Raw genomic sequence first — 21138 nt, forward strand, 5'->3', positions numbered from 1 at the left:
TATGCACCCGACTTACCATCCCTCGTGGGAACCGGTTCTCGCGCCGGTGCTGGAGCGCCAGTGGCCACGGATTTCTCAGGCGCTGGACGGCCAGGATTACCTGCCACAGGCTGAAGACGTATGCAGGGCATTGCAGATGCCGCTTGAGGATGTCCGCGTGCTCATCGTTGGCCAAGATCCCTATCCCACCCCGGGCCACGCGATGGGGATGGCCTTTTCCACCAAGCTGGGGGTCAAACCCCCGCGCTCCTTGGTCAATATTTACCGCGAGCTGTATGACGATGTGGGCGTTCGCGGGCGCGAAGACGGCGATCTGAGCGCCTGGGCCGACCAGGGGGTACTGCTTCTGAACAGGGTGCTGACCGTGGCGCCGGGGCAGGCGGGATCGCACCGGCGCATCGGCTGGGAAGAGGTGACCGAGGCCGCCATCCGCGCCCTCAACCGCACCCCGATGGTCGCGATTTTATGGGGCCGCGATGCCCAATCCTGCGAGCGCTTCCTTCCCGATGTGCCCTGCATTACCTCCCCACACCCGTCGCCCCTCTCGGCCAGCCGCGGGTTCTTTGGGTCCCGTCCATTTTCGCGGGCAAACGCCCTTTTGCGGGACCAAGGCGCGCGAGAGATCGCGTGGGACTTGTAAACTATTGCGCATGTCATACCCCAGCACGCTGGACGCTCACGGATTGCGCAATTGGGCGCACCGCGCTGTAGGCGAGCTTTCTCATCGGCGCGCCGAAATCAATGCGCTCAACGTTTTTCCGGTGCCGGATTCTGATACCGGCTCGAATATGGCGCACACCATGGAAGCCGCCGTCGCCGAGGTGGAAAAGGGCGGCGGCGACGTTGCGGCCGCGCTTGCGATGGGGGCCGTGCGCGGGGCGCGGGGAAATTCCGGAATGGTCCTCTCGCAGGTCTTGCGCGGGGTCGCGGAGGCCACCGTGGATTCCACCATCGATGGCGCCATCTTTGCGGCTTCGCTTATGCATGCGGTAGAGCTCGTGGACCGAGCCATTGCAGAGCCGGTGGAAGGCACGGTCATTACCGTATTGCGGTGTGCGGCAGAAATGGCGGAGCACACCGCGCGGCAACCCGAATCTAGTTTTCACGGCGTCGTATCGGAGACGATTTCCGCTGCCCAGAAAGCCCTTGCGGAAACACCCTCGCAGCTGCCAGAACTGCGCGCAGCCGGGGTCGTGGATGCAGGCGGTGCTGGCCTAGTCATCCTTTTAGAAGCCCTTCTTGCAGAAATCGAGGGCACTACCAGCCACGCAGCCGAATCCATGCCGGAGGCCGTCACCGAACTTGAGGTGGTCTTCTTTTTCGAAGGCGATAGCGCGGTACTGAAGGAGAAGATTGCTCCCTTGGGCACGAGCTTGGTCATCGCGCAAGCAAGCGACGATAGCGCTTCGATCCACATCCATTCCACCCAGGCCGGTGCAGTCATCGAAACCGCCTTTGCGGCAGGATCGGTCAGTAACCTGCGGCTTGAGGCACTTCCGGAAACCTCGGCCTCGCGCGGAGACACTGGCGCCGGTCATACGCGCACCGTCTACGCCGCGGTGCCCGCCGGCCCCATAGCCGAGCTGGTGCAGTCCGCCGGGGTGACGGTGCTTCAACCAGGAGAAACAATCCATGCGGCGGGCGAGGACATCGTTTTATCCAGCGGGCTAGAAGAACACGCAACTGCAGCGCATACCGTGGAGATTTCTTCCCTTGCGGCGGGGCTGGCCGCCATCTCCGTCTATGAACCGGATAATGCGGATACCGCCGCGGTCGTAGAATCCATGCGCGATGCGGCGCACTCGATGCGGGTGGCGCACCCGGAAGAAGAATCTGCGGCAGCCATCGCTAAGACGTGCCGCCAGTTGTTGGCCGCCGGCGGGGAACAGGTCACGGTCATTAGCCCGCTTGCCATCTCGCAAGAAGAGTTGTCGGCAGAGCTCGGCGTCGATGTAGTGGCCTTGCAAGTGCCGGATATTCCTACCGAGATCGGGGTGGAATAGCGATGCTTGGCTGGCAGGATGACCGCCCTTTGACCGATGTACTGGATAAAAAAGATGCCACGAAGATCACCAAGGCGCTGGGATATAAGACCTGCGGGGAACTCTTAGCGCACTATCCGCGCGATTACATTCGCCATAATAAAGACGTGGGGCTTGGCGATGCCGCCGAGGGCGATATCGTCACCATTACCGGAACCGTAACGGGAATAACGACCCGCGATACGGGCAAGACGACTATCATCAACGTCCAGCTCGATGGTCATATTATCGCCACGTTTTTTAATGCCATGTACGTCTTGCGCATGCTCCACCGCGGGCAGCGGGTTATGATGAGCGGAAAATTGAAATATTTCCGCCAGCAGCCCCAGCTACAACAGCCGGATTTCGTAGAAATCGATGCCTTCGGGCGCCCAGACGGGGAACTTGCCGCCTACCAGGCGCCTGCGGCGGGAAAGAAAAAGCCACAGAAGGCGACCGGGTCCCTGCGCAACCTGTCCCAATTCGGCCGGCTCGATAAATTATTGCTCGAGCGGGAATGGATACCGGTATATCCCGCCACGGCAATGATCACCTCGTGGTACCTCATGGGAGCCATCCACTACGTGCTCGCGCATACCCCCACCATCCGGGAGCCTTTGGACCAGCAGATGATTATCAGCCTGGATCAAGCGGTGCGCGAAATCCATGAGCCCGGCGCGGCTGGCCCGCAACGCGCGGTTCAGCGACTCAAGTACAACGAGGCGCTTTCCATTGGTCTGGTCATGGCGCTGCGCCAGCGCGATGCGCATGCGCACACGGCGCCGACGATGCCCGCTATTTTGGGCGGTTTCCGCGAAGAGTTATTGACCCATCTTCCCTTTGAACTCACGCAAGGCCAGCGCAGGGTCATTACTGAGATCGACGATGACTTATCCGGTTCCTTACCCATGATGCGTCTGTTGCAGGGCGAAGTGGGCTCGGGAAAAACCATGGTCGCCACCTGCGCCATGCTGCAGGCCATCGATGCCGGAAGCCAGGCGGCGTTGCTTGCTCCCACTGAGGTCTTGGCCTCCCAGCACGCGGCCTCCATTGGTACGTCCGTGCCAGGAGGCGTCAAGGTTGTGCTCTTAACCGGATCCATGCGGACCGCCGAGAAGCGCCAAGCGCTCCTGGATATCGTCTCGGGTGAGGCGAATATCGTCATCGGCACGCATGCCATCATTCAAGAATCGGTCGAGTTCTTCGATTTGGGCTTGGTGATCGTGGATGAGCAGCATCGCTTTGGCGTAGAGCAACGCGATAGCCTGCGCTCTAAGACGCGCGAGGGGATAAGCCCCCACGTCTTGGTCATGACGGCAACCCCCATCCCGCGTACCATCGCCATGACGATTTTCGGCGATCTCGCCGTATCGACGCTCGCCGAGCTGCCCGGCGGGAGAAAGCCGATCCAGTCCGCAGTGGTGGCGGAGTGGCGGCCCATTTGGGTGGCGCGGGCGCTTGAGCGCATTCGCGAGGAAGTGGCGCATGGTCACCAGGCTTATATCGTCTGCCCGCGCATCGAAGGCGAGGGCGGTGTGCTTGAGCTGGCGGAACAGCTTGCCGCCGGCCCGTTTAAGGGGCTGCGGGTAGATATCTTGCACGGCAAGATGCCGAATAAGGATGAGGTCATGACCTCTTTTGCCCGGGGTGAAATCGACATCTTGGTATCCACCACGGTCATCGAGGTGGGCGTCGATGTTCCCAACGCCACGGTCATGCTCATCCGCGAGGCGGAGAATTTCGGCGTCTCCCAGCTACACCAATTGCGCGGGCGCGTAGGCCGCGGCGGCAATGCATCGATTTGCCTGATGCATACGAAAGCGGAGGATAACTCGGCCTCGTATCGGCGCATTACCCAGATTGCCCAGACCTCGTCTGGGTTTGACCTTGCGGAATTAGACCTTCGGCAACGCCACGAGGGCGATATTCTGGGTGCGGTGCAATCTGGTACGCACCGGACGCTGCGGTTGCTCAACCTTGCCGATGACCAAGATATTGTTGAGCGCACTCACGCGGATGCGTATGCCATGGTTCAGCGCAATCCACAGTTGGCCGAAGAGCTGACGCGGAATTTGAGCCAAAGGGAGCAGGAATACTTGGAGAAAAACTAAGAGGGGATAGGCTATAGGTATGAAAATCTACGCCCCCTTCGCGGGCATCGTTCGCTGCCATGTCGATGTAGGTGAGAAAATTAGTACTGGTCAGGAGCTCGCTACCGTTGAGGCAACGAAGCTGGAATCGCCGGTCGTGTCCCCTGGTCCAGGGACGATTTCTCGCATTGCGGTGGCGGATTTTAGCGATGTAATTGGCGGAGACTTAATTATGGAGATTGGAGAAGCGTAAATGACGCGGATTATTGCAGGCGAAGCGCGGGGGCGGACTATTAAAGTTCCAGCAGAGGGAACCCGCCCGACCGCCGATCGCGCGAGGGAAGGCCTGTTTTCCTCGTTGAATGCCCGCTGGGGGTTCGCAGGCTCCACGGTGCTTGACCTGTTTGCGGGATCCGGCGCGTTGGGGCTCGAGGCATTAAGCCGTGGGGCAGACGAGGCAGTGTTGGTGGAATCGAACCCTGCGGCGGTAGCCATTATCAAGCACAACATAGGCGTGGTGAAACACCCCGGTGCCCGCGTGGAGGAAAGGAAGGTATCGACGTACCTGGCCAGCGCCCCGCGCGGTTACTTTGATCTTGTTCTAGCGGATCCGCCCTATGCGTTTGACGATGTCGCCGGGCTTATCGCCGCAATAGAGCCAGTGCTTACAGATAGCGCGTTGGTGGTCATTGAACGCCATGTCGAATCAGCCGAGACCGACTGGCCCGAAGGTTTTGAGCCGACGGGGCAGAAATTAAAGAAGCGTACCTTCGGCATCGCGCGCATGGATATGGCAGTCTATACCCGTCCCGGTACCGACGATGCCGACGAAACCGATGACACCTTAGATAACTAGAGAAAGCGATATTTTATGACCACAGCCGTGTGTCCCGGGTCTTTTGATCCCATCACTCTTGGCCACGTGAATATTTTTGAGCGCGCCAGCGAGATGTTTGATGAGGTTACGGTGCTCGTTACTGGCAACCCAGAAAAGCCTTCCGGGTTATTTAGCGTGCACGAGCGCATGGATCTCATCCGGCAAAGCGTGGATGCGCGTATTAACGTGGACTACTGGTCCGGCCTGCTCGTGGACTATACCTCGCAGCACGGCGTTGACGTTTTGGTCAAGGGGCTGCGTTCTTCCCTGGACTATGAATACGAACTGCCGATGGCCCAGATGAACAGGCGTTTGTCCGGCATCGATACGGTCTTTTTGCTTACCGATGAAAAGTACGGCTACATCAGCTCTTCGCTGTGCAAGCAGGTCGCGCAATTCGGCGGTGAGGTCACCGGCATGCTTCCTGATCCGGTAGTACAAGCGGTGAAGGAAAAATACCGCCGATGATATTGGCGCTGATTATTTTTGCCGTCGTTGTCGCGGGATCCACCCTGCAACGCGTCTCTGGCATGGGGCTTGGCCTTATTGGCGGGCCAATTCTGATGCTGGTCATGGGCCCAGTAGAAGGCATCCTCGTGATCAACGTCTTGGCGGCGGTCAATGCTCTGCTTACCACGGTGACTGTTCGCCGCAATGTCAGTTGGAGAATGTTTGGGCTCATCGCGCCCGTGATGATTATCGGTTCTCTGGCGGCCGCGGCGTTGATTAGCAAGATCGATACCGCAGGGCTATTGATAGTGGTGGGTGCAGCACTGCTTATCGCCCTGGCGGTGGTGACCTACGGCGCTAGGTTCGTCCCGCCGATGGAGGGCAAGGGCCCGGCCATTTCCGCGGGTATTCTTGGTGGATTTACCAATACCTTGGCGGGAGTGGCCGGCCCGGTCATTACCGTCTACGCTCAGGCGGCCAAATGGCCGCAAGCCATGTATACGGCGACCCTGCAGCCGATCTTTGTGGTGGGCGGGCTCTTTTCCGTTATTACCAAGACCGCGCTCGGCGCCGCGACATTCGATGGCCTCCCCTGGATCATTTGGCCCGCAGGCATTGCCGGCATGTTCATCGGTATCTGGCTGGGCTCGCGCATCGCGCATATCGTGTCCAGGGATATCGCGCGCGCACTGTCGCTATCGGTAGCAAGCCTCGGCGCTTTAAGTGCGCTGATTCGCGGCATCGTCACCTATGGTGGCTAAGGCGCGACTGGCACCGCGCGAGGCCTACCTAAAGCAGCGAGGATAAGAACTCCTTGGTGCGTGGCTGCTGTGGATTCTCGAGCACTTCAGCCGGGGTACCGGATTCTAAGACTACGCCGCCGTCCATGAAGAAAATTTTATCCGCCACCTCGCGCGCAAAGCCCATCTCGTGGGTCACCACGAGCATGGTCATGCCCTGGGCCGCGAGATCCTTCATCACGCGGAGGACCTCGCCAACGAGCTCGGGATCCAGGGCGGAGGTAGGTTCATCGAAAAGCATGAGCTTTGGATCCATCGCCACGGCGCGAGCGATGGCAACGCGCTGCTGCTGGCCGCCGGACAGCTGGACCGGGTAGTTATCGGCCTTCGCCGCAAGTCCCACCTCATCTAACAGCTCCATGGCACGCTTCCGGGCCTTATCCTCCGGGACCTTCTTGACCTGCATCGGTGCTTCAATGATGTTTTCTACCACCGTGCGGTGGGGGAAGAGGTTAAAAGACTGGAATACCATGCCGATATCGGAGCGCTGCTGCGCAGCTTGCTTCTCGCTGATTTCGTAGAGGATTCCGTTCTTTTCGCGGTAACCAATGAGCTCACCATCGACATAAAGGCGGCCCGCCGTGGCCTTATCCAGGTGGTTAACGCAGCGCAGGAAGGTCGACTTACCTGAACCGGAAGGGCCTAAAAGACAGGCAACTTCGCCGGGTTGGACCTCTAAATCGATGCCCTTGAGCACCTCGAATTGCCCGAAAGATTTGTGCACATTCTGGGCGGAGATCATGGGAGTAGTCATTAGTTTTTACCCTCCTGGATTACAGAGACGTTGCGGGGGATAGTACCTTCGGCATCGGCAAGCGCGGCCAGCTGGCGCCCGGTGAGCTCGCGGGTGGCGCCGCGCTCAAAGTGGCGCTCGAGGAAGTACTGGCCCACCATGAGCAGGGAAGTAATGACCAAGTACCACGAGGCGGCGACCATCAAGAGCGGAATGGGCTGGAAGAGGGCTGCGGAAATGTCTGTGGCGCGGCCGAAGATCTCGTGGGTATAGGGGATGGCCACCACCAGTGACGAGGTCTTGAGCAGGGAAATGAACTCATTGCCGGTCGGCGGGATGATAATGCGCATCGCCTGCGGCAATACGGTGCGCCGCATGGTCATCCACCAAGACATGCCGAGGGCTTTGGAGGCTTCCTTTTGGCCTTCTGGCACCGAGGAAATGCCCGAGCGCACGATTTCGGCCATATAGGCGGCCTCGTTGAGTCCCAAGCCCATGACCGCCAAGAAGAAGGCATTGGTCAACACGCTTTGCAGGGAGACCTCTGCAAAGCCCAGGTTGATGGACTGGTAGATCGCAGAGAGCAAGCCCCAGAAGACCAGCTGGACATAAATCGGGGTGCCGCGAAAGATCCACAGGAAGATCCAGGAAATGGCGCGCAGGATGGGGTTGGGCGACATGCGCATCACGGCGAGGATGGCGCCGCCTATCACGCCAATGATCATGGACAAGATGGTGATTGCAATCGTGTGCAGGGAGGCGATGGCGATGCGCTGGTCAAAGAGATACTGGAAGTACGTATCCCACCCGAAGGCCTCGTTGCGCGCGGAGGCAATGATAAACCACAGGCCGAGGATCAGCAGCACAGCGGCAAAGATCCACCGCCAGGGGTGGCGCAGAGGCCGGGCTTCAATCTTGGCGGGTGCCTCCTGCTGTGCCGTAGGGCCGGCTGTGTCCTTGTGCTCGTTAACCATTGATGGGCCTTTCATTAATCATCGCCTGGTCTACTAATCCATCTTCAATTCCCCAGCGGGCCAAGATCTCCGCGTACTCACCGGTATCGATAAGGTGCTGGAGGGCCGCAGCCGAGGCCTTAGCCAAGTCCGAGTCCTTCGGAACTGCGAACCCGTAAGGAGAGGCCTGGAACATATCGCCCACTGCACGCATCTTTCCCTCGGAGCGATTGACCGCCCAAGCCGTTACCGGCGAGTCTGCGGATAGGGCATCGGCGCGGCCCATCAGGACGGCGAGCGCGGCGTTATCCCCAGTGTCATAGGACAAGACGGTGAGATCGCCGTCGCAGGCCTCTTGCTTGGGGCGCACATCGTCGGTCTCGGACACGGTGGTGCGTTGCACGGCGACGGTCAAACCGCAAGGGTTTTGGGGATCGACCTTATTGGGGCCATCGACAAGCTCTGCCCACTGGATGCCCGCATAGAGGTGGTCCACGAAGTCGAACTCATCGCGGCGATCGGCCGTATCCGTAAACCCGGAGGCCCCCATGTCTATCTGGCCGGACTGTACCGCCGGCAAGATCATGGAAAAGTCTTGCTCCAGGGCCTGGAATTTCAGGCCCAGCACCCCGGCTACGGCGCGGGCCAGGTCGAGCTCTACGCCCTGCAGATCTCCGTGGGAGTCCTTGAGCTGAAACGGTGCATAGGGCGGGTTTGTTCCCGCTGTCAGCACGCCATCATCGTCGTGGTACATCGCGGCGATCTCTGGAACCTCGCTGGTCTGTGGCTCCTCCCAGCCCTCTGGAGTCGAATCCTCCTCGTTGACCACGCACGCGCTCAAGGGCAGTACACACGCCATCACGGCGGCCGTTAGTGGTCGATGATTAATCGCCCAGGGCATTAATATTCCGCCGTCCTTTCATCGATGGCTTGTGCGTTCCTGCGGTCTACGTAGATGAAGATGGACACGATAATGGCACCGAGAATGAAGTATCCGATGATGGCACCCGAAGAAGCGTCCTGGTCTGCACCCCAGGGCCACAGGGCGCGCAGGGATCCCAGCATGAAGCCCGCCATGGCGGCCAGGGTGGGAGCGCGGTGGGTACTCAGCAAATAGTTGAGCAATTTGATGAAGGCGGCGAGCCCGCACAGGGCACCCAGTGCAAAGACGCCCATGGTGCCTAACTCACGGTCCGATACCGCGCCGATGATCGGCTGGTAAAGCCCCATAGTCAGCAAGATGAGCGAGCCGGAAATACCCGGCAGAATTAGCGCGCATACAGCAATCGCTGCGGCAAAGAAGACCACGATAAGGCTCGGGTCATCCTGCGGCTCGGAGGTAAAGCCCGTGACGATAAAAATCACGACGGCAGCAGCGATAAACGCGATGATGGAGGAGGGGGCGGTGCGCTCCGCCTTAGACAACATGGAAAGCGGAACGATGATGGAGATGACCACCATGCCTAAAAAGAGCGCGCTGGAGGCAGAGACGTTGTTGTCGACGAAGTTGGACAGGAGCGTGGAAAAGCCGAAAACGGCGATGAGCATGCCGACGGCGACGGAGCCCAGAAAGGACCACTCGACCTTTTTAAAGTTGCCGGAGATGAGGTCATTGGCATTGCGGACGGCGCGCTCATAAATCCCCACGATGAGGGCGACGGTTCCGCCGGAGATGCCGGGAACTAGCTCGGCCATACCGATGAGGGCGCCACGAACGGCGTTCAAAATAAAGTGCATAAATTAAAAATCTACCTGGGTATAAGACATGACTGCGGTTGACGGGCCACTCTGGGTGCCAAAAACTCGTTGCTCAGAACCAAACCGTGCGGCGACGCTGCGCCCGAGGTGGCCTAATCCTGCATATCTTTCATTACTTTAACGGTTATCTACCCTATATGAGATGGGCGTGTGCTTAAAGTCTCGAGGTAAGAGGGTATTATTTTGCAGCATTCATGGTTCTCGGGCGTTGTGTAAATATGCAATTCGCGGAAGGATATACGCTGAATCGAGGCCGTGGTAAGAGAAAGAAAGTGGCATGACGAAACCCCGCTTCCTTCGTGGATATTTTTCCGGAAGGAAGCGGGGTTGTACCGTGCCCCTGGTGAGACTCGAACTCACGCGGCCTGCCGTAATTTAATGGTCTGACCAGGGGATAATTTACGATGACCCGGTTTGTGACAACGAATTGACAACTATGATGAGAGTGTCTGATGGTTTGTGTGTGGGTACCTAACCTGCACGAGGAGATGGATCAGAATGACTAGTGTGGCACGACGAGATCCGGCTGATAAGGCCAAGATTGATGCGATTGAAAAGAAGCTGCTTGCTAACCCTGAGATCGCGAAGCTGATTGATGACCTAGGCAGGTCGACAATGGATGCCAATGACTTGGTTCGCGGCATGTTGTAGGCCTCGATTACCAGGGGACTCAACGCTGAAATGGATGCCCATTTGGGCTACGAGTCTGGCGACAGGAGCGCTAAAGCTGCTGCTGGGACAGACAATTACCGCAACGGGTCGTATCCAAAGACCGTGGATTCTAACTATGGGCCATTAACCGTTGATGTCCCGAGGGATCGGGCTGGTACATTCTTGCCGACTATGGTTCCTAAAGGTTCTAGGCGTTTGACTGATGTCGATGACATGATCGTCAGCTTGTATGCCGGTGGGATGACAATTAGGGACATCCAGCACCATATGGCAACGGCGATGCGGGTTGATATTTCCCATGAGACGATTTCCGCAGTCACCGATGCTGTCCTCGATGAGGTCATGGTCTGGCAAAACCGCCAGTTAGATGAGTTCTACCCCGTGGTTTTTCTGGATGCGCTGCGCATTAAAGTCCGGGATGGTGGCCGGGTGGTCAATAAGTCCGCGTACATGGCTATCGGCGTGGATCTCGACGGTATCAAGCATATTTTGGGGTTGTGGATTGCCAAAGAAGAAGGCGCTTCATTTTGGGCGCAGGTATGCGCCAATCTTTCTAACCGTGGGGTCAAAGATGTCTTTATCGTCTGCTGTGACGGGCTTAAAGGCCTGCCTGAAGCAGTTGAGGCAACTTGGCCGAACTCTATGGTGCAAACCTGTATCGTGCACCTGATTCGCGCCGCTAACCGGTGGGTAGCCTATGGGGATCGCTGGGGCGTATCGGCCGCGTTGAAAAAGATTTACACCGCCGCGGATGAAACAACAGCTCAGGCTGCCTTAGACGATTTTGAAGCCTCTGAATTGGGAGAAAAGTATCCACGCTCAGTCAAGGTCTGGCGAGATGCTTGGCAGCGTTTCGTACCGTTTCTCCAGTTCCCACCAGCGGCCAGAAAGGTTATCTATACGACGAATTCGATTGAATCATTCAACAATGAACTGCGTAAAGCTACCCGCAACAGGGTGCAGTTCACCAACGATGATTCAGCGCTCAAAACGCTATGGCTGATGATCTGCAATATCGAAGACAAACGAGCTGCCACGAGGGCGAAGCAGGGGAAACGAGTCTCAGCGACAGCCGGCAGACTCATGGAAGGAGCCCGAGTTTCCGGCTGGAAACAAGCCATCAACCAAATGGCCGTGGCCTACCCCGACCGCTTCGACAATTACCTATAAACCTAGCCCCACACACAAACAACTTGACACGCTCCCTTGACGGGGCGTAGATGGTGTTGGAGCAGTCTCGGTCGTGGTACCTAGGCAACGCCACCAATCAAGACCGGTTTAACCACCGCCCCGACGTGGTGTGGCACTAGCCTCATTTCATTGAGCTGGCTACGCCTGAGCTGTCCGAGAGGTGCAATACGCACGAGGAGCTGGATAAATACTGCGGCGCTGGGGATTCCGGACGGCCTATTTTGGGGTGTAGCGTAGGCCTTACGCAGCCATCCAGAGGAATGCTGGCCGGTTGTTCCATTGCGTTTGGTATCGGCGCCGCAGTGGCAGCGTGGTCGACTCTTTGGCATTGGGGCACCACACCACCGCCGACTACCACAGGCAGTCAGCCACAACGTGGATTTACGTCCCCAAGGCCAGATATACGCTCCCAAAGCGTATATCTGACGCTAACCTAAAGGTCAGGGCGTAAAAATCCCCGATCCCAGACACACTTTCTGACCCTTAACCTGGAATACTTCAGTGACACGTACTGGCTGCCCCGATCGCTATGGTGAATCAGCTGGTTTCCATGGATTCGTCCGGCAGTCGTTAGCGCATCCTCCAAGGCCTCCATGGGCTTCGCATCGGTGCGCATTGTCGATCGTGTAGCGACACCAACAATTTTTCGGCTGTAGACTTCCACGACAAATGCGGTGTAGGCGAATCCTGACAGGGTGCGAACGTAGGTAATGTCGGCAACCCACAACCTGCCTGGCGCCTGCGCACGGAAGTCTCGCTGTACAAGGTCTGGGCGATGATCCGGTGCCTTCGGGCTAATCGTTGTCACAGGGGTTCGTCCACGTCGGCGGCCGGAAACACCTGCGAGTTTCATCAGACGTGCGGTCTTGTCGCGGCCGATATGAAAGCCTTCACGGTTCATGGCGTGCCACATTTTGCGGATGCCGTAGACCGAGAAGTTCTGCGCATGCACACGCTGTATTTCTGGGATGAGCAGGCTATCGCTTAAGGTTCTTGCACTGGGAACGCGTGTGGTGGCTTTGCGGTAGCCGCGTGAGGTGATGAATCCACGATCTGCTTGTTTAAGGACTCGGCAGATGTCCCCGGGCCCCAAACTGATCTTTATACGCGTCGATGTAGGAGATCATTTGGTCTTAGGTCCGGTGGAGTCCCGTTGCGAAAAAGCCGAAGCAGTCTTAAGAATCCCGTTTGCTCGTTTCAGCTCGCGGTTTTCGCGGCACAGACGCCCCAAGCTCTTCTTCCATCGTTTCGCCGCATGAAGCGTCAGAGTCATCACGTACTGAAGCGCTGTCACGGTACCAAGCCCGCAACGTAGGGTGAGATACCCCTAGCAGCTCACCGACCTCTGTGTAGGCACGTTGCAGTGCGCAGGACTCCAGGCGGACCATTTCGATGATCTGATGGATCGCCTTCTCCTTGAACTCGACGGAATACTTTCTAGGCATAGTTCAATCCTTCCTTAGCTGAGGTAGGAACTAAACCGAGGACGCTTCACTCGCACGCATCGAAAGAATCTTGGGTGACCTTGAAGTCTTTGAGAGGCGCTCCGCGTTCAGGCTCCTCCCGTCGACAGGAAATGAACGATGGCCGTTGGTGCTTCGCCTTTGTCAACGAATTCGCCGACTTCGGTGTCGGCGACTCTGGCGTTCGGGTCGCAGCTTTCTTCGGCCAAGGATACGGGCCAGTTGCGTGTCGATGCCGCCCTGCTCGACGTAGCTGGGCTGGTGCTGCTGCGAGTCGCGCGTGAGGAAGTGCTCGAGGTCGCTGTTGGGTTGGAGGCAGACTCGGTCGCCGTGGTCGAGTCAGGTGCTACTGCGGATTCCGACGGGGCTGCCTCGCGCCGGGTGTCGGGGAGGGAGCAGGACGCAACGAGCGCGGCTGCTGATGCCACCGCTACTGCGGCACGCGCGGTGCGTTGGGGCAGGAGGACAGGGAGAGTGGTCATGGTGTATGTCCTTCGTCCGAGGGGCGAACTCGTGGCCGAGACTAACGAAGCGCGAAGCCGAGTTCTATCACCAGCTGGAAATTGTTAGGAGATCGAAATGATTTACGGGGAGAGCTCAGTAATGGGCTGGACAGACAAGATGTCGACCTCGCCCGCGCAGCCCTGCAGGCCCGGTACTGCGACATAGAGGCTGTCGGTGTTTTCGGGCGGATAGATCCGCAGGCCATCGGCGTCCTGAGGTTGGCAGGCCGCCGCGTCGAGCAATCCCACGTTGGTGATCTTGAGCCCCGCGCGGGCCTGGGCCCCTGGCGCCAGCGTCACGGTGGCAGCTTCGGTGCCGGTCTCACGCAGCGCGGCGGGGCCTAGTTGAGTGCCGTCGTTGCCGGTGACGGCGGAGACGCCGGGGAAGCCCGTGAGGGTGCACTCCTCGCCAGAGGTATTGGTCAGCACGATGTCGACGAGTCGGGAGCCAGCGGCTCCCTGCTCGTTGGTGATCTCGGCGGAGAGCTGGGAGGTGGCGCAGGCGCCCTCGGGCAAGGGCGGGATAGTGGAGGATGCTGGGGCTGGTGCGGTGCCGGACGCGCCGGGAGCGGCCCCGGAAGCAACGTTGTCGGCCGTGGCGGTATCGGCGGCGTCCGCACCGCCAGCACCGACAGTGCCGTCGGCGGCATCGTCACCCGCAGGGGCGTCGGCCGAGTGAACGACGGTGGTCGTGACTGCCGACGGTGCCGCAGTGTCCTCCTCGCCGGCGGAACACGCGGCGAGTGGTAGCAGCAGGCTGAGGGACAGGAGTACGCGCAGATTCTTCATGCCCACAGGATAGTTTCACAGCACGACGGGGACTAGAGATTACTGGTCACGAGTCTGTTAAGTCTTTGCTAGCAATGAGCAACGATTCGCAGAATGTGTCACACAGTGTGCAGTAGCCGTCCTGTGACTGAAAGCGTGAACATGATGAACTCCCGCCGCCTTTCCCATGATCGAAAAACGCAGGGAACGACGGGGCTTATGGGCGCTCCGGCACGATGAGCGGCCCGCCGGTGACGGGGTCCTCGATGACGCGGGAGTCCAGGCCGAAAACGTCGCGCAGGGCCTGCGGCGTGATGGTGGACTCGGGCGAGCCCAGGGCCGTGACGGAGCCGTCTTTCATAAGGACGAGGTTGTCCGAGTAGCGGGCGGCCAAGTTGAGATCGTGGAGCACCATGACGATGGTCTTGCCCTGTTCCTTATTGAGCGTGGAGACGAGCTCGAGGACGTCTGTGGAGTGCGCCAGGTCCAGATAGGTGGTGGGCTCGTCGAGGAAGACGATGTCGGTGTCCTGAGCCAGGACCATGGCTATCCATACGCGCTGGCGCTGGCCGCCGGACAGGGAGTCCACGGGGCGGTCGCGCAGCTGAAAGACATTGGTGAGCGCCATGGCCTCGTCCACGGCGGCGGAGTGGGAGGCGGACCACTGCTGCAGCCAGGACTGGTGCGGGTGCCTGCCGCGGGCCACGAGGTCTGCGACGGTGACGCCGGCAGGGGTGATGGGGGACTGGGGGAGCAGCGACAAGCGCGTGGCTAGCTCCCGGGAGGAGTAGTCACCCAGCTTCTTCCCGTCGAGGGTGACGGAGCCCTCCGACAGTGGGAGCAAGCGGGACAGGCCGCGCAGGAGGGTCGACTTGCCGCAGCCGTTGGCGCCGATGAGCGTGGTGACCTGGCCGTCGGGGATGTCGAGCGTGACGTCGCGGCTGATGACGGTATCGCCATAACCGACGGAGACGGAGTGCGCGGAAAGTCGAGCGTTCATTACTTGATGTTGTCCTTCAGACCCTGGAGGATGATGGTGGCCGAGAGCAGGGACGCGTTCATGTACCAGGACTCGTAGTCCACGGACACGGCCTGGTTGGCCTGCACTGCCTTGAGAGATTGCCACGTGGCGGCCTGCGAGGGGTCGGCAGCGCCGGCGTTGACGCCGTAGAAGATCCAGTCGGCGTCGGCCTCGGAGAGCTGCTCGGCGGAGATGTCCTGGCCAGCCTTCTTAATCTGCTTTTGGTTGGCGGGGCGGGGCAGGCCGGCATCGGCGGCCACGGAGCCCGCCATGGAGTTGACCCCGTAGAGCTGGAACTGGTCGTCCTTGGAACGCAGGAAGGAGACGGTGGGCTTGGAGGATAAGCCCTCGCCCCAGGCTTTGGCGTTGGACTCGTACTCGGCCAGGAGGGTCTCGGCGGAGTCCTTCTTGCCCACGGCCTCGGCGATGGTGAGGAGGTCCTGCTTCCAGTTCTCGCCGCCGCCCTCACCGGTGACGACGGGCGCGATGGCCTTGAGCTGCTCCAGGATGGCCTCGTCCGTACGCAAGTTAGCGCAGATGAGGGTGGGCTTCAGGGAGGCGATGGTCTCCAGATCCGGGTTAGCACGTAGGCCGCAGTCCGCGATGGAGTCCAGATCGAAGTCGGAGCCGAAGCGGTTGCGGATGTAGTCCGGGACGACGCCCAGGTTCTTGGCCTTAGCCGCGCCCACCGGGAGAATGCGCAGCATGAGGAGGTTGTCCAGCTGGCCGGTGTTGAGCGCGATCACGCGCTGGTGCTGCTCGGCGGCGCTGGATGATGCCGCGGAGGTGGCCGCCTGCTCGCTCGGCGCAGTCTCCTGTTTGGAGCAGGCCGCAGCGAAGGCGGCGACGCCGAGGCCGGCGGTGATCTTGAGGAAGTTACGTCGTTGCATGGTTGTCTACTCTCGTGTTCGAGTTTGCTGCCAGACTTGAGTTCAGAGGGTCGTTGCAACACTTTCCCTTAGGAGGGTGTTGTTGTGCCTGGAGTTGTGGGCCCGTTTCATTCGTTGTCTGAGTCGGATCGTCGTGGCTTGGTGGCCATGGTTGGCAGTGGGCGTAGCGTTCGCTCGGCTGCTGGTGAGCTTGGCTGTCATTACGTGCATGCTTTGAATTTTTGCCATGCTCACGGAGTGCCAGTCATACATAAAGCCAAACGAGTTGATCGCCGCGGTAGCCAGGCTTTACAGCTTGTAGAACTAGTTCAAGGCGGACTCTCAGTACACCAAGCCGCCAAAACGTGTGGAATGCATCCCACCGCTGCGTATGCCGTTGCTACAGAAGCTGGGTGCCATATCCGGCTAACGAGGTATGCCCGGAAAGTCCGCCAAACACAGTTAAGGGTGGAATACTTACGCCTTCGGTTGGCGAGCTTGCCTGTTGGTGATGCTGGGGCTGGGATAGGAATTGATCGTCGATTGTCTTTAGACTTCGAAAAAGGACTCATCAAATCCGGAGGGCCACGTAAAGAGTTCATACCTGTCGGCGAGGATGCCACCACGTATAAAAGACTCATGAAAGCGCTGCGCCAACGCCATGACGTCATCGAATCTGGACGGCTTTGTGCCCCTGCCTTGCCTGGCGGTGTGGATCCGTATAAACGCATCAGTGATCGCTATATTTGCTTTGAAGAACGCGTAATTATCGCCGACCTTCTTCGTGAGCATGTGCCGCTGCGGGAAATCGGGCGCCGTTTAGGGCGAAGTGCCTCGTCAATTCAGCGTGAAGTACGCAGAAACCACAGCGCTGAAGGCCCGTATCGTGCAGAAACCGCCCAGTTAAAGGCTTGTGCGCGGAGATTGCGACCGAAAATACCGAAACTGCTGGCCAACAAAAGGTTATGGGACTATGTATGCGCACAATTGCGGGCACAATGGTCACCGGAGGAGATTTCCAATCGCCTGCCCATCGACTACCCCACGGATAAGGACATGCGCATTAGTCACGAAACGATTTATGACGCCTTTTATCTACAGTCCAAAGGACGACTCAAAGACCTTGGCCTGGACTTGCCTACCGGCAGAAAGAAACGCAAGAAACGCCACACACGCACCACCACACCGGCCCAGCAACGCTTCGTTGACGACATGATCCTCATCGACGACCGGCCAGAAGAGGTTACTGAACGTATTTTGCCAGGCCACTGGGAAGGCGACCTCATCCTTGGTAAAAATAACCAATCCGCGGTGATCACGTTAGTAGAACGCGTCAGCCGATTTGTTGTCCTTGGCCACCTGCCAGGCAGGCACACCAGCAAAGAAGTATTCACAGCCCTGCACAAGGCTGTCGCTGGAATCGATAAAGCACTCTGGTCATCAATTACCTGGGACCAAGGAAGTGAAATGGCTGGCCATAAAGCCTTTACCATGGCCACTGACATTCCCATCTACTTCTGCCATCCAGGATCACCGTGGGAGAGAGGCAGCAACGAAAACACCAACGGCAGGCTCAGGAGAAACCTTCCCAAAAACAGCGACCTGTCCATCTACAGCGCCGAGGACCTGGAGATGATCGCCAACATTCACAACCACAAACCACGCAAAGCACTCAACTGGCGCACCCCAGCCGAAGTAATGACCAACGCCCTGACACAAACCGGTAGTATCACACCAAAGTAACCATCATCGTTGCAACGACCCCTAGAATCCAAGAGAGCAGCCGGATGAGGAAAGGTCCGCCGATGACCGAGGTAATGATGCCCACCGGGATCTCCCAGCCGAAGGCACAGCGGGCGATGAGGTCGGACACGCACACGATGAGCGCGCCCATGGCCGCCGATGCCCCCAGGGGCGGCGCCCCGACCCGCGCCAGGCGCGCGGCGATCTGCGGGGAGACGAAGGCCACGAAGCCCACCGGGCCCACGGCGGAGACGGTCACCGCGGCCAGTAGAACTGAGACGATGAGCAGTGCCGCGTTGATCTTCTTCAAGGGGGCGCCGAGGGCTTGGGCGGAATCCTCGCCGAGCTCCAGCGCGGGCAGATCGATGGCGATGCGGGCTAGCACTAGGCCACACACCACGAGCATGCCCAGGGTGGGCCATAGGTGCTCGAAGGTGCGGCCGTTGAGCGAGCCGACCATCCACACCTTGGCCGCGGCCGCGGTGTTGAGATCTGTGGCGGCTAACATGTACGTGACCAAGGCGTGAAGGAAGGCGTTGCCGCCGATGCCCACGAGGACGAGGCGGAACATATCCACCCCGCCGCGCCGGGACAGCATCCAGATGGCCGCGCCGGTGGCGAGACCGCCGGCCATGGCGGCGAGCGGGATGCCGACGTAGGCACCGAACGCGCCGCCGGCCCCGGCAGATCCTCCGAAGACCATGATGGCCACGGCCGCCACGGTGGCGCCCTGGTTGATGCCCAGGATGTCCGGGCTGGCCAGGCCGTTGCGGGCGATGCGCTGCGTGATGGCGCCGGAGAGCCCCAGCGCGGCGCCGACGGCTAGACCCACGAGCGAGCGGGCCAGGCGCCAGTCGATGACGACGGTGCGCTCGAGCTTGTTTCCGCCGCCCGCCAGAACGCCGATGACCTCGACGGGGTTAAGGGGGAACTCGCCGATGCCGAGGCTGATGACCCACACGAGCGCGCTCGCGACCACGATGGCCGCGGTCCAGGCTTGCGTGCGCGGGTGGTAGAGGAAGCTGAACTTTCCGAGGCTGAGGTACTTCATTACAGGCTCACCACCGTTCGGTGCCGGACGAGCCAGATAAACGCCGGCCCGCCGAGCAACGCGATGACGATGCCCGCCTGGAGCTCGCCGGGGCGCATGATGAGGCGGCCCACGATGTCGGCGCCGAGCAACAGGCAGGCGCCCGCCAGCGCGGAGTAGGGGGTGACCCACTTGTAGTCCGGGCCGGTGATGCCGCGGGCGACGTGGGGCACCACGAGACCGATGAAGCCGATGGGGCCCGCGGCTGCCGTGGCCGCGCCGGCCAGCAGGGTGATGGCCACGAGGCCCAGGATATTGGCGCGGGCAACGTTGGTGCCCAGCGCCTGCGCGGCCTCCGCGCCCAGATTGAGGATGTTGAGCGTCGGGCCCAGCGCCAGCGCTAGTACCGCGCCGATGGCGAGCGGCACGAGCGCAGGGGTGATGATGTCGAAGCCGCGTCCGGTGACGGACCCCGCTTGCCAGAAGCGGAGGGTGTCGAGCGCGTTGGGATCGATGTAGACGATGGCCGACGTGGCCGCCGCGAGGACGGCGGACAGGGCGGAACCCGCGAGGACGAGGCCCAGGGTGTCGCCGCGACCGATGCCGCCGGCGGAGAGCCCGAAGACGAGCAGCGCCGCCAGGCCCGCGCCGAGGAAGGCGAGGAAAAGGTGCGACTGCATGGACGTCAGCCCGAAGAGGAAGATGCCCGCCGCGACGAAGAGTGCGGCGCCCGCATTGACGCCGAGTAGTCCAGGGTCCGCGAGCGGGTTGCGGGTCAGGCCTTGAACGAGTGTGCCGGCTAGTCCGAGCGCAGCTCCGACGACGATGGCGAGCACGGTGCGCGGGATGCGCATTGTGGCAAGGATTCCGGCGATCTCGGCGACGCTGCTGCCCACGGTGCCGGCGGCCTGGGCAGTGTCGGTGTGCCCGCGCAGGATCTCCCAGGCGGTGGGCCAGGCCTGGGTGAGCTCTGAGATGGAAGTCGCCTTGGCGCCCAGTGCCAGGCTGGCGAAGACAAGGGCGGCGAGTGCGGCCACGAGGAGGGCTAGGCCGAGGAGTCGTCTGCTGTGGCCCGCGGCGCGCGGGGTGCCCGCGGCCGGTGTCGGCAGAGTCGTCGATGTCATGTAGGTAAGGTTACCCTAATTGCTCCGATATACGTGAATTGTCTTTCCTTGCTGGAGGTTCGTCGGCTTGCGATAGGTTCACCTAATGTTGGTTAGGCTAACTTTTCTCAATTCGACAGTCTTTTGTGTCTCTGCGGACTTCCCGCACTCGTCGCTCGGCCGCGGTATTCCTGTCGCTCGCCCATGTCGGCTGGGGTGTGGCCGCATGCTCGTCGGACCCCGATTCCGGTGCGGCCGACAACTCGGTGGCGGCATCGTCGGCATCGTTGGCGCAGTCGGCATCGGCTGACGGCGACGCCGCGGCCTATCCGGTCACAGTGGCCACCAAGTTCGGTGACTTTACCGTCGAGGAGGCCCCGCGGCGCGTGGTGAACTGGCCCCCGAAAGTTGGACTGGTTTAATTCTAGGCGGTGAGGGGTTCAAGGGTCTGATTCCGATATTGCATCGGGGTCAGGCCCTTGAGTCGTTGTTGGATGCGTTCGGTGTTGTACCGGGCCTGACCCCCGGAAAGTGGACACGTCGGGGGTTAGCTATGCTGCTCTAGTCAGTGTAGCTGAATTCTCGGCTTCAAAGACGTCAGGAGCTGAAAGATTGCACCAGGAGTGCCGTCGGCGTGTGTTGTAGCGCATGCACCACCGGAAGACTTCTTGGCGGCAGGAGATCGGATTGTCAAAGACTTTCCTGTCACGCAAGATTTCCCGCTTGAGCGTGGCGTTAAACGATTCTGCTAGGGCGTTATCAGCACTCGTTCCTACCGCTCCCATAGACTGGCGCACACCCAACGACGAGCAATAGTTCCTAAAAGCTTGTGAGGTATACACGCTGCCGTGATCAGAATGGAAAATTGCCCCTTTAAGGCTTCCGCGGACTTTCCTGGCATGGGACAAAGCTTCGATAACCAGTGATACCCGCATGTGATCGGCGAGTGCATGTCCGACAAGTTTGCGCGAGTAGACGTCGATGACCGTGGCCAGGTACATGTTCTTGCCGCCCTTACACGGCAGGTACGTAATGTCGCCTACATAGACGTGGTTTGGCCTGTCAGCTGTGAATCTGCGGCCTACTAGATCTG

21 protein-coding genes and 3 pseudogenes are annotated in these 21138 nt (G+C 59.9%); 11 read left to right on the forward strand and 13 right to left on the reverse strand.

What is annotated here, in order from left to right; translation table 11 throughout:
* The first annotated feature begins 1 nt into the window (after position 1).
* The 7 genes from HMPREF1261_RS11685 to HMPREF1261_RS11715 are packed head-to-tail and all read left to right on the forward strand — an operon-like array spanning position 2 to position 6199.
* A complete protein-coding gene (locus HMPREF1261_RS11685) occupies positions 2-640 on the forward strand; it encodes a uracil-DNA glycosylase (protein ID WP_023031106.1) in 639 nt (212 codons plus the stop codon).
* A gap of 10 nt (positions 641-650) precedes the next feature.
* Positions 651-2003, forward strand: coding sequence for a DAK2 domain-containing protein (locus HMPREF1261_RS11690; protein ID WP_034658413.1), 1353 nt, complete (start codon positions 651-653; stop codon positions 2001-2003).
* Positions 2004-2005: 2 nt separating this feature from the next.
* The gene (locus tag HMPREF1261_RS11695) at positions 2006-4132 is read left to right on the forward strand and encodes an ATP-dependent DNA helicase RecG (protein WP_023031108.1); all 2127 of its coding nucleotides are present in this window, start codon (positions 2006-2008) and stop codon (positions 4130-4132) included.
* 19 nt (positions 4133-4151) lie between these two features.
* Positions 4152-4364, forward strand: a complete 213-nt coding sequence (locus tag HMPREF1261_RS11700; protein WP_005282633.1) for a biotin/lipoyl-containing protein — start codon at positions 4152-4154, stop codon at positions 4362-4364.
* On the forward strand, positions 4365-4967 hold the full coding sequence (gene rsmD / locus HMPREF1261_RS11705; protein ID WP_023031109.1) for a 16S rRNA (guanine(966)-N(2))-methyltransferase RsmD: 603 nt from the start codon (positions 4365-4367) through the stop codon (positions 4965-4967).
* Between the two features lie 15 nt (positions 4968-4982).
* Positions 4983-5456, forward strand: coding sequence for a pantetheine-phosphate adenylyltransferase (gene coaD / locus HMPREF1261_RS11710; protein ID WP_023031110.1), 474 nt, complete (start codon positions 4983-4985; stop codon positions 5454-5456).
* Entirely contained in the window at positions 5453-6199 is a 747-nt protein-coding gene (locus HMPREF1261_RS11715; protein ID WP_023031111.1) for a sulfite exporter TauE/SafE family protein, read from the forward strand. Before coaD ends, HMPREF1261_RS11715 begins: the two co-directional genes overlap by 4 nt.
* 28 nt (positions 6200-6227) lie before the next feature.
* Here HMPREF1261_RS11715 and HMPREF1261_RS11720 read toward each other — a convergent pair whose 3' ends face one another.
* Genes HMPREF1261_RS11720 through HMPREF1261_RS11735 form a run of 4 tightly spaced genes read right to left on the reverse strand, consistent with a single transcriptional unit; the run spans position 6228 to position 9661 of the window.
* Positions 6228-6992 (reverse strand): amino acid ABC transporter ATP-binding protein, encoded by a 765-nt coding sequence (locus HMPREF1261_RS11720; protein ID WP_023031112.1) that lies wholly within the window; start codon positions 6990-6992, stop codon positions 6228-6230.
* Positions 6992-7945 (reverse strand): amino acid ABC transporter permease, encoded by a 954-nt coding sequence (locus tag HMPREF1261_RS11725; protein WP_023031113.1) that lies wholly within the window; start codon positions 7943-7945, stop codon positions 6992-6994. Before HMPREF1261_RS11725 ends, HMPREF1261_RS11720 begins: the two co-directional genes overlap by 1 nt.
* Positions 7938-8825, reverse strand: coding sequence for an ABC transporter substrate-binding protein (locus tag HMPREF1261_RS11730; protein WP_023031114.1), 888 nt, complete (start codon positions 8823-8825; stop codon positions 7938-7940). The genes HMPREF1261_RS11725 and HMPREF1261_RS11730 overlap by 8 nt, the downstream gene beginning before the upstream one ends.
* On the reverse strand, positions 8825-9661 hold the full coding sequence (locus tag HMPREF1261_RS11735) for a DUF368 domain-containing protein (protein WP_023031115.1): 837 nt from the start codon (positions 9659-9661) through the stop codon (positions 8825-8827). The genes HMPREF1261_RS11730 and HMPREF1261_RS11735 overlap by 1 nt, the downstream gene beginning before the upstream one ends.
* Before the next feature lie 528 nt (positions 9662-10189).
* On the opposite strand from HMPREF1261_RS11735, the gene HMPREF1261_RS13315 reads away from it, so the two are divergent.
* Together HMPREF1261_RS13315 and HMPREF1261_RS11745 are read left to right on the forward strand one after the other, a co-directional pair.
* Positions 10190-10333 carry a hypothetical protein gene (locus HMPREF1261_RS13315; protein ID WP_284902041.1) on the forward strand — a complete coding sequence of 48 codons (144 nt, stop codon included), beginning with the start codon at positions 10190-10192 and terminating at the stop codon, positions 10331-10333.
* Positions 10334-11524, forward strand: a pseudogene (locus tag HMPREF1261_RS11745) (IS256 family transposase); the annotation flags it as partial.
* Between the two features lie 511 nt (positions 11525-12035).
* Here the strand turns inward: HMPREF1261_RS11745 and HMPREF1261_RS12795 are convergent.
* The 5 genes and pseudogenes from HMPREF1261_RS12795 to HMPREF1261_RS11775 all read right to left on the reverse strand — a co-directional run.
* Positions 12036-12990, reverse strand: a pseudogene (locus HMPREF1261_RS12795) (IS3 family transposase); the annotation flags it as partial.
* Between the two features lie 107 nt (positions 12991-13097).
* The gene (locus HMPREF1261_RS12590) at positions 13098-13490 is read right to left on the reverse strand and encodes a hypothetical protein (protein WP_023017857.1); all 393 of its coding nucleotides are present in this window, start codon (positions 13488-13490) and stop codon (positions 13098-13100) included.
* 102 nt (positions 13491-13592) lie between these two features.
* Positions 13593-14300, reverse strand: coding sequence for a DUF4232 domain-containing protein (locus HMPREF1261_RS11765; RefSeq protein ID WP_023017858.1), 708 nt, complete (start codon positions 14298-14300; stop codon positions 13593-13595).
* A gap of 196 nt (positions 14301-14496) precedes the next feature.
* Entirely contained in the window at positions 14497-15279 is a 783-nt protein-coding gene (locus HMPREF1261_RS11770; protein WP_023017859.1) for an ABC transporter ATP-binding protein, read from the reverse strand.
* Positions 15279-16190 carry an iron-siderophore ABC transporter substrate-binding protein gene (locus tag HMPREF1261_RS11775; protein WP_023017860.1) on the reverse strand — a complete coding sequence of 304 codons (912 nt, stop codon included), beginning with the start codon at positions 16188-16190 and terminating at the stop codon, positions 15279-15281. Before HMPREF1261_RS11775 ends, HMPREF1261_RS11770 begins: the two co-directional genes overlap by 1 nt.
* Before the next feature lie 522 nt (positions 16191-16712).
* On the opposite strand from HMPREF1261_RS11775, the gene HMPREF1261_RS11780 reads away from it, so the two are divergent.
* A complete protein-coding gene (locus HMPREF1261_RS11780; protein ID WP_232207963.1) occupies positions 16713-17912 on the forward strand; it encodes an IS30 family transposase in 1200 nt (399 codons plus the stop codon).
* Here HMPREF1261_RS11780 and HMPREF1261_RS11785 read toward each other — a convergent pair.
* Both HMPREF1261_RS11785 and HMPREF1261_RS11790 read right to left on the reverse strand, forming a co-directional pair.
* Positions 17899-18963: an iron chelate uptake ABC transporter family permease subunit gene (locus tag HMPREF1261_RS11785; RefSeq protein WP_023031119.1), complete on the reverse strand. Its 1065-nt coding sequence runs from the start codon at positions 18961-18963 to the stop codon at positions 17899-17901. The two genes, HMPREF1261_RS11780 and HMPREF1261_RS11785, sit on opposite strands and share 14 nt — an antisense overlap.
* Complete coding sequence (locus HMPREF1261_RS11790; protein WP_023017862.1) at positions 18963-20066, reverse strand: iron ABC transporter permease; 1104 nt, start codon at positions 20064-20066, stop codon at positions 18963-18965. The genes HMPREF1261_RS11785 and HMPREF1261_RS11790 overlap by 1 nt, the downstream gene beginning before the upstream one ends.
* 125 nt (positions 20067-20191) lie before the next feature.
* Here HMPREF1261_RS11790 and HMPREF1261_RS13105 point away from each other — a divergent pair, with 125 nt between their 5' ends.
* A complete protein-coding gene (locus HMPREF1261_RS13105; RefSeq protein ID WP_023028744.1) occupies positions 20192-20467 on the forward strand; it encodes a hypothetical protein in 276 nt (91 codons plus the stop codon).
* Between the two features lie 2 nt (positions 20468-20469).
* Here the strand turns inward: HMPREF1261_RS13105 and HMPREF1261_RS12600 are convergent.
* Both HMPREF1261_RS12600 and HMPREF1261_RS12605 read right to left on the reverse strand, forming a co-directional pair.
* A pseudogene (locus HMPREF1261_RS12600) lies at positions 20470-20556 on the reverse strand (IS3 family transposase); the annotation flags it as partial.
* Positions 20557-20596: 40 nt separating this feature from the next.
* Positions 20597-21138, reverse strand: a 542-nt coding sequence (locus tag HMPREF1261_RS12605; protein ID WP_023031120.1) for an IS3 family transposase, incomplete at its 5' end; no start/stop codon positions are given.

It is taken from the genome of Corynebacterium sp. KPL1818, from assembly GCF_000478135.1.
In the GTDB taxonomy this organism is placed as follows: Bacteria; Actinomycetota; Actinomycetes; order Mycobacteriales; family Mycobacteriaceae; genus Corynebacterium; species Corynebacterium accolens.